Origin of the sequence: Nocardioides sp. (assembly GCF_029937575.1) — a bacterium.
Lineage (GTDB): Bacteria > Actinomycetota > Actinomycetes > Propionibacteriales > Nocardioidaceae > Nocardioides.
The window spans coordinates 1-12,203 of sequence record NZ_JAPYPS010000013.1; the positions used below are offsets into that span (position 1 = coordinate 1).

At 70.0% G+C, this 12,203-nt stretch carries 12 protein-coding genes; 8 read left to right on the forward strand and 4 right to left on the reverse strand.

All coding sequences use genetic code 11. The annotated features are described in order from the left end of the window. The 7 genes from Q1K33_RS06850 to Q1K33_RS06880 all read left to right on the forward strand — a co-directional run. Positions 1–844: HNH endonuclease signature motif containing protein (locus tag Q1K33_RS06850; protein ID WP_300402049.1), on the forward strand; the 844-nt coding region annotated here is incomplete at its 5' end. A gap of 649 nt (positions 845–1,493) precedes the next feature. Next, complete coding sequence (locus Q1K33_RS06855; RefSeq protein ID WP_300402051.1) at positions 1,494–1,700, forward strand: hypothetical protein; 207 nt, start codon at positions 1,494–1,496, stop codon at positions 1,698–1,700. 674 nt (positions 1,701–2,374) lie between these two features. Continuing rightward, positions 2,375–3,574 (forward strand): Fic/DOC family N-terminal domain-containing protein, encoded by a 1,200-nt coding sequence (locus Q1K33_RS06860; RefSeq protein ID WP_300402053.1) that lies wholly within the window; start codon positions 2,375–2,377, stop codon positions 3,572–3,574. Positions 3,575–3,937: 363 nt separating this feature from the next. Next, entirely contained in the window at positions 3,938–4,600 is a 663-nt protein-coding gene (tmk, locus tag Q1K33_RS06865; protein WP_300402055.1) for a dTMP kinase, read from the forward strand. Next, complete coding sequence (locus Q1K33_RS06870) at positions 4,597–5,781, forward strand: DNA polymerase III subunit delta' (protein ID WP_300402057.1); 1,185 nt, start codon at positions 4,597–4,599, stop codon at positions 5,779–5,781. The genes tmk and Q1K33_RS06870 overlap by 4 nt, the downstream gene beginning before the upstream one ends. Positions 5,782–5,820: 39 nt before the next feature. After that, positions 5,821–7,386 carry an alpha/beta hydrolase gene (locus Q1K33_RS06875; protein ID WP_300402059.1) on the forward strand — a complete coding sequence of 522 codons (1,566 nt, stop codon included), beginning with the start codon at positions 5,821–5,823 and terminating at the stop codon, positions 7,384–7,386. Positions 7,387–7,435: 49 nt separating this feature from the next. Then, entirely contained in the window at positions 7,436–7,885 is a 450-nt protein-coding gene (locus Q1K33_RS06880; RefSeq protein ID WP_300402061.1) for a DUF3592 domain-containing protein, read from the forward strand. Between the two features lie 36 nt (positions 7,886–7,921). Here the strand turns inward: Q1K33_RS06880 and Q1K33_RS06885 are convergent, their stop codons facing one another. The 4 genes from Q1K33_RS06885 to Q1K33_RS06900 are packed head-to-tail and all read right to left on the reverse strand — an operon-like array spanning position 7,922 to position 11,935. Continuing rightward, positions 7,922–8,878 carry a VWA domain-containing protein gene (locus tag Q1K33_RS06885; protein ID WP_300402063.1) on the reverse strand — a complete coding sequence of 319 codons (957 nt, stop codon included), beginning with the start codon at positions 8,876–8,878 and terminating at the stop codon, positions 7,922–7,924. After that, on the reverse strand, positions 8,878–9,849 hold the full coding sequence (locus Q1K33_RS06890; protein ID WP_300402065.1) for a DUF58 domain-containing protein: 972 nt from the start codon (positions 9,847–9,849) through the stop codon (positions 8,878–8,880). Before Q1K33_RS06890 ends, Q1K33_RS06885 begins: the two co-directional genes overlap by 1 nt. Continuing rightward, positions 9,846–10,964, reverse strand: a complete 1,119-nt coding sequence (locus Q1K33_RS06895) for a MoxR family ATPase (RefSeq protein ID WP_300402067.1) — start codon at positions 10,962–10,964, stop codon at positions 9,846–9,848. Before Q1K33_RS06895 ends, Q1K33_RS06890 begins: the two co-directional genes overlap by 4 nt. Before the next feature lie 47 nt (positions 10,965–11,011). Continuing rightward, positions 11,012–11,935 carry a LysR family transcriptional regulator gene (locus Q1K33_RS06900; protein WP_300402069.1) on the reverse strand — a complete coding sequence of 308 codons (924 nt, stop codon included), beginning with the start codon at positions 11,933–11,935 and terminating at the stop codon, positions 11,012–11,014. Positions 11,936–12,018: 83 nt separating this feature from the next. On the opposite strand from Q1K33_RS06900, the gene Q1K33_RS06905 reads away from it, so the two are divergent. Next, positions 12,019–12,192 (forward strand): hypothetical protein, encoded by a 174-nt coding sequence (locus Q1K33_RS06905; RefSeq protein WP_300402071.1) that lies wholly within the window; start codon positions 12,019–12,021, stop codon positions 12,190–12,192. Positions 12,193–12,203: the final 11 nt, after the last annotated feature.

The following is a 12,203-nucleotide window of genomic DNA, read 5'->3' on the forward strand; positions in this document are numbered from 1 at the left end:
GGCTGCGGTCGACGATCTCGACGACGACCTGGTGGCGGAGAAGGACACCGCGGAGAAGTACCTCATCGGTGAGGCCGCCCACTTCGATGCCTACGAGCTGCGCCGGCTCGGGGAGAAGCTGTTCGAGGTCCTCGACCCCGAGACCGCCGAGGCTCGTGAGGCGAAGCGGTTGGCCGACCTGGAGGCCGAGGCCCGGAAGAAGGCTGAGGTGAAGTTCCGCAACGGTGGTGACGGGACGGTGCGGGGGTCGTTCGTGCTGCCGGAGTTGCAGGCCGAGATGTTCCGCAAGGCGTTGCAAGCTCTGGCCTCGCCGAAGCATGTGCGCGCCACCGAGGGTGCTGGTGCTTTCGACTTCGAGAGGCCGACGCCGCACAAGCTGGGTCTGGCGTTCATGGAGTACATCGAGGGTTACCCCACCGACGGTCTGCCGAAGCAGGGTGGTCTGGCGGCGACCGTGGTGATCAGCGCCCCGGCCGAGACGTTCACCGAGGGCGCGGAGAGGACGGGCCACACCGAGTCCGGGACCGGGGTCTCACCGGGACAGCTGATCCGGTTGGCGTGTGAGGCGAAGGTGTTCCCGGCCGTGCTGGACAAGGGCGGCCACGTCCTCGACCTCGGTCGCGGCCAGCGGTTCCACAACGCCGCCCAGCGGCTGGCGTTGCTTGTCGAGCAGCAGCACTGTCAGCACCCGGCCTGTGACGTGGCGGGGGCGTTCTGCCACGTCCACCACACCACCCCCTGGTCCGACGGCGGGCACACCAACACTCGCGACGCCGTACTGCTGTGCCCCTTCCATCACCACCAGGCCCACGCCACCGGCCAGACCTACCCGATGCGGACGTAGGTCGAGGGGCTGATCCATGACTGACTCGGTGTGCGTCACACCACTGCCACCGCGCGTAGAACCTTCCGCTCATCCCGATGGTCGGCCTGGCGGAGTGTCACGGGTCGGCGCATACTCCTGGCATGGAGCCCGGTGGAACGGCAACGCGTCCAACAGTCATGCGCACGGCGTGCACGACACTCGCTCTCATCACCGCAATGCTGCTTACCGGATGCAGTACAGACTCAGACGCGGGTCGCGCGACCTTGCCACCTGAGGACGCTCAGACGAGTGCCGATCCCACTACCGCTCTCGCGTTGTGTGAGGGCGCAGTAGGCGAACAGGACCACGTGATCGCCGCTGCTCCCACCACCGTCCAGCAGGTCCTCAATCGGCGCGGTGGACCGGACCCGGGAACGTCACCAGCAAAGACGTCGTGGGCGTCGCTACCATCCGGCGACCTCGCGGCCTGGTGCACCGTCGAGACCGGCAACGGCCGATGGACAGTCAGCGCAGCGACCCTCGCAGGGCCATTGGTCGACTTCATGACCAGTACGACCCCGTTGACCGACGCTTACAGCGAGGGACCGGCGATTCCGTAGAGTATGCGCCCGACTTTGCTTGATATGCGGGTGGTGCGGATTCATCCAGCTTCAGCGATAGTGGCGCAATGAAGTCGCAAGCAGCGAGGGAAGAGCAGTCCCTCACCATCGCGGCCGGCCTCGGGGTCCTGCTCGGCGTGCTGACGGCAGGCGCCGTGGTCCTCGTGATTGTTGGCGGCGTCTCGGGCATGTCCGAGACATTCGATGCGGGGTTCCGGTGGGCGATCGCGCTGAGCCTTGTCTGCGGTGGCGTCTACCTCGTGCGTCACCGCTAGTAGAGCGAGCGTTCGCATCTGCCGCGATCCGCGCGGACATGCCGATGACAGGGCTACTCGGCACGAGCGCGGGGAGCGGCTCCTTCTTCACAGATCCAGACGAGCAAGGTCGCGTGCTCAGGGTCGTGCCACGGGGTGTCGTCGTGCGCGAGCGTCCGCTTCTCGTTCTCGGTCAGGAGCGCAACCGGGCCTCCTGGCCAGGCACCCCGCCATAGGACGTGGTGGCCCAGCAGGCTGGAAACAGCGTGTCGAGCCAGGCCAATCTTCTCGTCGAGTGGAGCCGCCGGTACGAGCGAGTTCAACGTCCAAACGACCTCCCAGAGCCAAACGTCGTCGCTCTGAGGGTCGCCGCTGATCAGTATGCGAGGCGATCAACTGATGGCAGAGCGGAGTTGGCGTCAGGCATTTGCACAGGATGCCCGAGTACGCACTCAAAGGCCGCACTGTGGGCCTCGAAGCGGCGATCTCTGGTCGGGCTCCGGCTCGCAGCCGCTCGACACACCTAGCTGACAGCTCTAGGGGTCAATTGTGAGCTCCGAGATGCGACCTACTCCTTGGCCCAGGGGAACCAGATGTAACTGATGGCCACCTTGTGTTGCACGCGTGCCGGATCCATGTTCGTCAACGAGCATGGAGGACGGCACATGTAAGGGAACCGGGGTTAGAGTTACATCGTGGACCTCTCAATGTTTGCCAACGACCACATGGGGAGCCTTGTCCCGATCCATGGAACCGACCCCATTCTCGGACCTTGGAATCACTCCGCCTTCATACCGGTGCCGCTGAACGCTTCGGCGCCGAGCCTCACTCCTAAGACGTACCTGGAGGTAGCGAATGCCCGCGCCGCCGTCGCCGCTCTGGACAGTTTGGCGCGCCAACTTCCAGATCCGACCCTGCTTCGCAGGATCGCCCTGAACCGGGAGGCGCAGAGCACCTCAGCTCTTGAAGGGACCTACGTCCCCCTCGCCGAGGTGCTGGTCTCGGGCGATGACGCCCCTCCGAAGAGTGACAGGCGCGAGGTTCTCAACTACGTGCGGATGGCCTCCTTTGCTTTCAGTGAGATCCAGGAGGGCCGGCCGCTTACGCCCTCACTTCTGTGCGACCTCCAGTCGATCTTGGTGACTGGGACAAAGGATGAGGGTATCGAAACTGGAATCATTCGTGAGAGTCAAGTGGCCGTCGGGCGACGCTCCGACGCTCCAGCCGGTGCGTTGCCGGTTCACGCCGCCCGCTTCATCCCTGCGCCGGGCGGGCCCGTGTTGGCGGCGAATGTCCTCGACCTCACGGACTGGATGCGATCCGACCACGCTGAAGTCCTTGATCCGATTGTCAGCGCAGCCATGGCCCACTACCAGTTTGAAACTCTCCACCCGTTCCACGATGGGAACGGACGGATCGGACGCTTGCTGATCATCCTCCAGATGTTCATGCACGGTGTTCTGAGCGAGCCGACGCTGACAGTCTCGCCATGGTTCGAAGCCCGTCGAGTCGAGTACTACGACCGCCTGCTTCAAGTGAGTTGTGACGGCGACTGGGATGGGTTCGTTGGATTCTTCGCTCGAGGCATAACGGACTCAGCGAAGCTGACTCAGCGGGAGATGTTGGAACTGATCAAGGTGCAAGAGAACATGAAGGAGACCGTCAGAGCCTCGAGGCTGCGGGCCGATACCGCGCTCCAGATGGTCGACTTTGCCGTGGCGAACGTGTCTTTCACCGTGCGTCAAGCCTCGGAAGGGCTTGGCGTCAGTTACCCACGTGCTAACGGGCTCGCACAACAACTAATTGAGCTCGACATCCTCGCCGAAACTAAGCTTGAAGGCTCTCCGACCCGGCGCTTCTACGCACCGCAAGTACTTCGGGCCCTCGTCCCTTAGTTCACTAGTCTTCCCTGCCGGCGTTCGTCTCCGTCGACGGTAGTCGAACTCGGGTTCGGGGGAGGAGCGCCCGACCGTGCCGCCCCTCGGGATCCGCCCGACCATCAGCGCATAGTGCGCGCCTCAGCGCGCGGGTAGCCGGGCGCGTGGGCGACGGAACCGCGGGTGCAACGCTGCCCTGCACCTACTGGGCCGTCGTGTCCTCCGGGTCGTCTGAAGCTGAACTGGACACCGTGCTGGCCTCGGTACGCGAATCAATGCCTTGATCGTGGCCGGCGTCACCGAGCGCTCCTGCGCCCGATCCCGGGCGTCACACACCGTCGGCTGTCAGGGTTGTCGGGGCTGCCCGGTAGCGTCTCGCCCGTGACCTCCGCCCCCGGCCCGACCGGTCCCGTGTACGCCGGGCGTGGCGTCTTCGTGTGCTTCGAGGGCGGCGAGGGCTCGGGCAAGTCCACCCAGTCCGGGCGGTTGCGCGACTGGCTGCTCGCCGAGGGGTACGCCGTACGGCTGACGTTCGAGCCCGGTGACACGCCTGTGGGTCGCGAGGTCCGCCGCATCGTGCTGAGTCCCGAGACCGGCGCCTTGGCCGACCGCACCGAGGCACTGCTCTACGCCGCCGACAAGGCCGAGCACGTCGAGACCCTCGTGCTCCCCGCGCTGGAGCGCGGCGAGGTGGTGATCACCGACCGCTACGTCGACTCGACCCTGGCCTACCAGGGCGCCGGCCGCTCGCTGGCCGTCGAGGAGGTCGAGGCCGTCGCCCGCTGGGCCACCGGCGACCTCCGCCCGCACCTGACCGTCGTCCTCGACCTCGCCCCGGAGGCGGGGCTGGGCCGGTTCGCCGGGCGCGACCGGATCGAGGGCGAGTCCCTGGAGTTCCACCAGCGGGTCCGCGAGGCCTTCGTCGCGATGGCCGAGGACGACCCGGACCACTACCTGGTGCTCGACGCCCGGGCGCCCGTCGACGAGATCGCGGAGCGCGTGCGCGACGCCGTACGCCCCCTGCTGGCGCAGGCGGTCCGGTGACGGCCGTCGCGGCGGGGGGTCGCGTCGGCGACGTGTGGGCCGACCTCGTCGGGCAGCAGCGCGCGGTCGACGTCCTGCGGCCCGCCACCGCCGGCAAGGGGATGTCGCACGCCTGGCTCTTCACCGGCCCACCCGGCTCCGGGCGCTCCAACGTGGCGCTCGCCTTCGCCGCAGCGCTGCAGTGCGAGCGGCGCGGCGACGAGGCGGGTTGCGGGCAGTGCCACGAGTGCCACACCGCGCTGGCGGGCAGCCACGCCGACATCGGGCTGGTCCGCACCGCCAAGCTGTCCATCGGCGTCGACGAGGTGCGCGACCTCGTCCGCCGCTCCGCGCTCGCCCCGGCCGGGCGTCGCTGGCAGATCATCATCGTCGAGGACGCCGACCGCTTGACCGAGCAGGCCGCCAACGCGCTGCTCAAGGCGATCGAGGAGCCCACCGACCGCACCGTGTGGATGCTCTGCGCCCCCACCGTCGAGGACGTCCTGCCCACGATCCGCTCCCGCTGCCGCCAGCTCACGCTGGCGACCCCGACCGCGGCTGCCGTGGCCGAGTTCCTGGTGCGCTCCGACGGAGTGAGCCCCGCCCTGGCGGCGTACGCCGCGCGCGCGAGCCAGGGACACATCGGCCGGGCGCGCGCGTTGGCCCGCGACGAGGCCACCCGCAACCGCCGCCGCGAGATCGTCTCCCTGCCCTTGCGCCTGACGTCGCTGGGCGCCTGCATGCAGGCCGCGACCAACCTGGCCGAGGTGGCCAAGGAGGAGGCCGAGGCGATCACCAGCGAGCTGGACGACCGGGAGAAGGTCGACCTCGCCACGACGTACGGCGTGGTCGAGCGCGGTCGTCGTCCGCGGGAGTACGCGCCCGCGCTGTCGGCGCTGGACAAGTCCCAGAAGACCCGCGCCAAGCGCCGGGTGCTCGACGTCGTGGACCGCGGGCTGATGGACCTCACCTCGGTCTACCGCGACGCGATCGCGGTGGCGGCGAGGGCTCCGGGGTCCCTGGTCAACGAGGAGATCCGCGGGGACATCGAGGAGCTCGCCCGGACCTCCACGCCGGAGCTCAACCTGCGCCGGATCGGGTGGATCTTCGAGGCCCGCGAGCAGATGTTGGAGTTCAACGTGCCGGTCGCCCTTGCCCTGGAGGCCATGATGGTGGCGCTGAAGGTGCCCGAGCGGAGCTAGTGGACAGTCGATGGTGAGCAGCTGATGATGAGCAGGCGGATGACCTTGATCGTGGCCGTGGTGGCGGTGATCGCCCTCGGAGTCGGTGGGGGTGCGACCGCGGCCCTGATCTTCACCGGCGACGACTCGGCGAGCCCCTCGGCGCCGCGCTCCACCCAGACTCGCGACGCCTCGCCGGTGCCGGGCCCCGACGGAGATCCGGTCAACGTCCCGGCCGGCCTCGAGCAGTACTACGAGCAGGTGCCCGACTGGCAGGCCTGCGGCTCCAACGACTGCGCCACGCTGACGGTGCCGATCGACTACGCCGAGCCGGAGGGGGAGACGATCGAGCTCAACCTCGAGCGCGCGCCCGCCAGTGACCAGGCGGCCAAGGTGGGCTCGCTCGTGGTCAACCCCGGCGGCCCCGGCGCCCCCGGCACGAGCCTCGTCGACGATCCGTCGTTCGCCTTCGGCGCTCCCTTGCTGGCCCGGATGGACATCGTGGCCTTCGACCCCCGTGGCACCGGCGAGTCCGACCCGATCGACTGCGTCTCCGACACCGACCTCGACACCTTCATCGCCCAGGACCCGGCCCCCGACGACGCGGCGGAGGCCGAGCAGTTCACCGAGGAGCAGGACGACTTCTTCGCCAGCTGCGTGGAGAGCTCCGACTCCCTGATCGGTCATGTCTCCACCGTCGAGGCGGCGCGCGACATGGACGTCCTGCGCGGTGCGCTGCGCGAGGAGAAGCTCGCCTACCTCGGCTTCTCCTACGGCACGACCTTGGGTGGCGTCTACGCGGAGCTCTTCGCCGACAACGTCGGGCGCTTCGTCCTCGACGCGGCCACCGACCCCGAGCTGGACTTCCGCGAGAACTCCCTGAGCCAGGCGCGCGGCTTCCAGACCGCCCTCAACGCCTACGTCGACGACTGTCTCGCCGGTGGCAGCTGCTTCCTGGGCACGGACCGCCAGGAGGGGCTGGACACCATCAAGACCCTGCTCGACGACATCGAGGCATCGCCCCTTCCCACGTCGTCGGGGCGCGACCTGGCGATCGGCAACGCCTTCTACGGCGTCGTCACTCCGCTCTACAGCCGCGACAACTGGCCGTTCCTCGACCAGGCGCTGCAGGAGGGGCTGGCCGGCAACGGCGACACGCTGCTGCTGCTCTCCGACTTCTACTCCTCCCGCAACGCCTCCGGGGGCTACGACGACAACAGCCTCGAGGCGTTCCTGGCGATCAACTGCCTCGACGACCCCACGACGCTGGAGCCGGAGGACATCCCGGCCGAGTACCCCGCCTTCGACGAGGCCTCGCCGACCTTCGGTCGCGTCTTCGCCTGGGGGCTGATCGGCTGCCACGGCGTCGAGGTGGAGGCTTCCGAGCCGTACCCGACCGTGCGCGGCGAGGGGGCTGACCCCATCGTCGTGCTCGGTACGACGCGCGACCCGGCGACGCCGTACGAGGAGGCCGTCGCGCTGGCCGACCAGCTCGACAGCGGCGTCCTGGTCAGCCGCGACGGCGACGGCCATACGGCGTACAACAAGGGCAACGCGTGCATCGACGACGCCGTCGAGGGCTACCTGCTCGAGGGGGTCGTCCCCGAGGACGGCCTGGAGTGCTGATCACGGGAGGCCCGCGGTTAGCCCGCGCCGATCCGGGCACCCTGGCCCCATGTCGCTCGCACCCGTGTTCGGGATCGTCCTGGTCGTGCTGGGCGTCCTGTTCATCGCCCTGGGGGTCCGGGTGGGGCGCCACCACCGCGAGTTCGAGCGCAGGTCACGCCTGGCCGACGCCCAGGTGATCGAGCTGTTGCACCAGGTCATCGGGACGCCCGATGTGCCGGGACGCGACGGCATCTGGAAGCCCGTCGTCCGCTTCGTCCTCCCCGACGGCCGGCCGATCGAGGTCGAGACCACGCACGGCAGCAACCCGCCGCCGGCCCAGCCCGGCCAGTGGGTCCAGGTGCGCTACGACCCCGAGCGGCCCACGTCGGTCAGGCTCGCCGTCGGCCCGAGCTCGGGAGGTCTGCTCTCCCCGTTGTTCGTGGTGGTCGGCTGCGTGGTCGCGGTCGGCGGGCTCGTCACCCTGGCGCTCGGGTTGCTGGCAGCACGGTTCCTGTGACGCTCGGACCGGCTCAGGGGCGCTCGGTTGAGGGGGTCAGGGCAGCCGGGCGAACCAGCGCAACGACATCGCCGCTGCGAGCAGCCCCAGCAGCAGCGCGATGGCGATGACGTACGGCGTGACGTCGCGCTGCTCGGTGGTGAAGCCGATCGAGGACTGGATGTCGTCGTAGACCTCGTCGAGCGCCTCGGCGGTCTCGGCGGCGTACCCGATCCCACCCGTGGCCTGGGCCAGGGCGTCGAGCGAGGCCTGGTCGACGGGCACCGGCACGAGCTGGCCGTCGACGGTGACGGTGCCGGTCGGGGTGCCGTAGGCGATCGTCGAGACCGGCACCTCGGCCTCGGCGGCGGCGCCGGCGGCCTGGTCGAGGCTGCTGCCGACGGTGTTGGTGCCATCGCTGAGCAGCACGATCTGGGCCGGCACGTCGGTGTCGAGGCCGGTCCCGTCGGTGGCGGCGGTCGACTCGATCTGCGCGAGCGAGGTCATCACGCCGTCGCCGATCGCGGTGCCCTCGTCGAGGCGCAGGTTGTCCAGGGCCGTCACGGCGGCCTCGTGGTCGGAGGTCGGGGTGGCCAGCACCGTGGCCGACCCGGCGAACGAGACCACGCCGACGTTGAACCCGCTGGGGAGTCCGTCCACGAAGCCCTGCGCCGCGTCGCTGGCCGCAGAGAGACGGTCGGGGGCGACGTCGGTCGCCTGCATCGAGAGCGACACGTCGACGACCACGATCACGGTCGCGCGTTCGCGCGGCACCTGCTCGTCGACCTGGGGGCGCGCCGCGGCCACGGTCAGCACGACGAAGGTGAGCAGCAGCAGCGTCGCCGGCAGGTGACGGCGCCAGCCCGGCTTCTCCGGCGTGAGGCGCTCCAGCATCGGCAGGGTCGCGAACGTGACGGCGTACTGACTGCGGCGCTTGGCCTGGACCAGGTACGACGCGGCGAGCGCCGCGACCGGGAGCAACAGGAGCAGCCAGGCGGGGGAGGCGAGGCTCATCAGGCCGCCCCTCCGCGGGCCGGGGCTCCGTGCTTGAGGGGCCGGCCGTGCACGTGACGCGCGAGGTCGCGCACCCAGTCGCGGTCGGTGCGCAGCAGCACGTGGCCGGCGCGGGCGGAGCGGACGGCCTCGGCCGTGGCGGTGCGGTGGGCGGCGGTCATCGCGGCGTAGCGCTCCCGCACGCGACGGTCGGAGGTCCAGACCTCGCGGCGGCGTCCGCTCTCGGGATCCACGAGGGTGACCGCACCGACGTCGGGCAGCGTGAGCTCGCGCGGGTCGACGACCTCGACGACGAGAGTCTCGTGGGAGGCCGCGAGGCGGCGCAGTGGTCGCTCCCAGGCGAAGGGTCGCTCGACGACGCCGTGCGGGTCGAGCAGGTCGGTGACGATCACCCGCACGCCGGGTCGGGAGTGACGGGCGCCGAAGCCGCGCAGGGCCTCGGTGAGGTCGCCGCCCCCACCCGCGGAGGCGGCGCCGCGCGACGTACGGCGTCGCAGCGAGCGGTGGGCGGCGGCGCGCGACGGGACAGGCGCCTCCCAGCGCAACCCGGCCCCGGTGAGGGTCGCCGTGCCGAGCCTGTTGCCGGGGCCGGCGGTCAGCAGGGCGATCGCGGCGGTGACGCCGGCGGCGATGTCGCGCTTCTCCAGCGCGATCGTGCCGAAGGCCATGCTGGGGGTGTCGTCGACGAGCACCCAGGTCTCCAGCTCGTGCTGGGCGAGCGTGCGCCAGACGTGGGGCACGCCGGCGGAGCGGGCGGTGACGTTCCAGTCGATGCGGCGTACGTCGTCCTCGCCGGGGCGGTAGCGCACGACCTCCTCCGGGTCGGAGCCCGAGCCGAGCCGCAGCCCCTGCTGGTCGCCGTGCATCCGGCCGGGGAGGCGGCGTCGTACGGCGAGGTCCAGGGCCGCGAAGACGGCCTCGGGCTCGGTGTCGTCGCCGAGAGGCGGCAGGTCGGGGGCGTGGGAGGTCACGGGTGCTCCACGAACTCCGCGGTGTCCTGGTGCGCGGTGTCCTGGTGCGCGGGGGCCGGAGGCTCGGGGCCGTCGGCCGCGCTGTTCGCCGGGCTGTCCGCCGGGCGGCGACCGTCCGGGTCCTCCCGGGAGGCGACGGTCGGCTGGGGGACGGCGGCGATGACCTCGCGGACGATGTCGCGGGGGTCGGCCCCGTCGGCGATGGCGTCGAAGGAGAGCAGCAGCCGATGACTCATCACGTCGGAGGCGACCTCGACGATGTCCGAGGGCAGCACGTAGGAACGTCCGCGCAACAAGGCCATCGCGCGTCCAGCGGCGAGCATGCCCAGCGAGGCGCGCGGGCTGACACCGAGCTCGATGGCGCCGCTGAGGTGGGCCAGGCCGTAGCGCTCGGGCGATCGGGTGGCGACGGTCAGGTTGACGAGGTAGGAGGCCACCGAGTGGTGGACGAAGAGGCTGTCGGCGACCTTCTGCAGCCGGACGACGTCGGACGGCTCGAAGACCTGCTCGGCACGGGGCGGGTCGACCGACATCCGGTGCAGGATCGTGAACTCCTCCTGCCCCGTCGGGTACGGCACGTCGACCTTGAGCAGGAACCGGTCGCGCTGGGCCTCGGGCAGACGGTAGACCCCTTCGGACTCGACCGGGTTCTGGGTGGCGAGCACCAGGAACGGATCGGGCAGCGGATGGCTGCGACCGGCGATGGAGACCTGCTTCTCGGCCATCGCCTCGAGCAGCGCCGACTGCACCTTGGCGGGGGCGCGGTTGATCTCGTCGGCGAGGACGAGGTTGGCGAAGATCGGTCCTCGCTCGACGTCGAACGTCTCGGTGCTCGCGCGCCACACCCGTGTGCCGGTGATGTCGCCGGGCATCAGGTCGGGGGTGAACTGCAGCCGCGAGAAGCTCCCGCCCACGACGTCGGCCAGCGTGCGCACGGCCAGCGTCTTGGCCACGCCCGGCACCCCCTCGAGGAGCAGGTGACCTCGGGCGAGCAGCCCGATCATCATCCGCTCGACCATCGCGTCCTGCCCGACGACGACCTTCTTGACCTCGATCAGGGCGCGCTCGAGCAGGTGGGCTGCTTCGGCGACCTCGCGCTCGTGTGCCTGCGACATGGTCCTAGTTCAGCATGCACCTGTTCACCGGGTCGTCCCAGCCGACCTCAGCCCATCTCGGGGTGCACGATCGAGTTGATCCGCGCGGTCGCCAGCTCGATCATCAGCCGTGCCGCGGGGGAGAGGGTCGCACCCGCACGGTGCACGATCGCCAACGTGTCGTACTGCCGTGGCCGCAGGCTCACCCAGCCTGCGGCGGGAGCCAGCCGCGGCAGCAGCTGCTCGGCGGCGCCGCGGGGGATGACGGAGTCGGCCAGGCCCATCCCGACGAGCTCGACGGCGGTCTCGACGTCCTCGACCTCGATCCGGGTCTGCGGGTTGCGGCCGGTCTCGTGGAGCATCTGGCGCAGCACCAGCCGGGTCGAGTCGACGGCGCGCCACGTGGTCTCGGGCATCACCAGCGAGGCGAGCGACAGCCGGTGAGCGCTGACCGGCGTCTCGAGCCGGGCCGGGTCGGCGCTGATGTAGACCAGCTCGTCGCGCGCGACCGGGGTGAACTCGAGTCCCTCGCTACCCATCTGCGGTACGGCGATCATCGCCGCCTCGAGGCGTCCGCGGCGCAGCTCCTCCTGCACGTCGGTGGAGTTCTGCCCGATCAGCTCGACGCGGACGCCGGGGTAGCGCGCGAGCACGTCGGCGACCAGCCCGGCGCCGGCGTACAACCGCGCCGTGCCGAACATCCCGAACCGGATCGTCCCGGTCTCGAAGGACTTCGCGCTCTGCACGGCCTTGCGAGCCTCCTCGACGCTGCCGAGCACGCGCTCGGCGTGCGGGCGCAGCTCGTCGGCGACCGTGGTCGGTACGACGCCCCGGCCGACGCGGCGGAACAGCTCGACGCCGAGCGTCTTCTCCAGGGCGCGCACCTGCTCGGAGACCGACGGCTGCGCGTAGCCGAGCTCCTCGGCGGCGGCGGTCAACGAACCCTGCTCGTAGGTGGCGAGGAAGCAGGTCAGCTGATGCAACGAGAGCACGGTCACATGCTATAGGTAAGTCCTATCGATCGTGCAGGAAAGGCAGGCTACCCCTATCTGTTGAGCACGCTCATACTTTCAGTATGTTCACTCACACCTGCTCCGCGTGCTCGCGCCGCCAGCTCATCTTCAGCACCCAGATCACCTCCGTCACGTCGGTCGACGCCGGCATCGCCTACCACTTCACCTGCTGGTGCGGCGAGCAGCAGTCGGCCGTCCAGGTCACCGACCGCAGCCAGACCGTCCGCATCGCCTGAGGCCGCAGGCT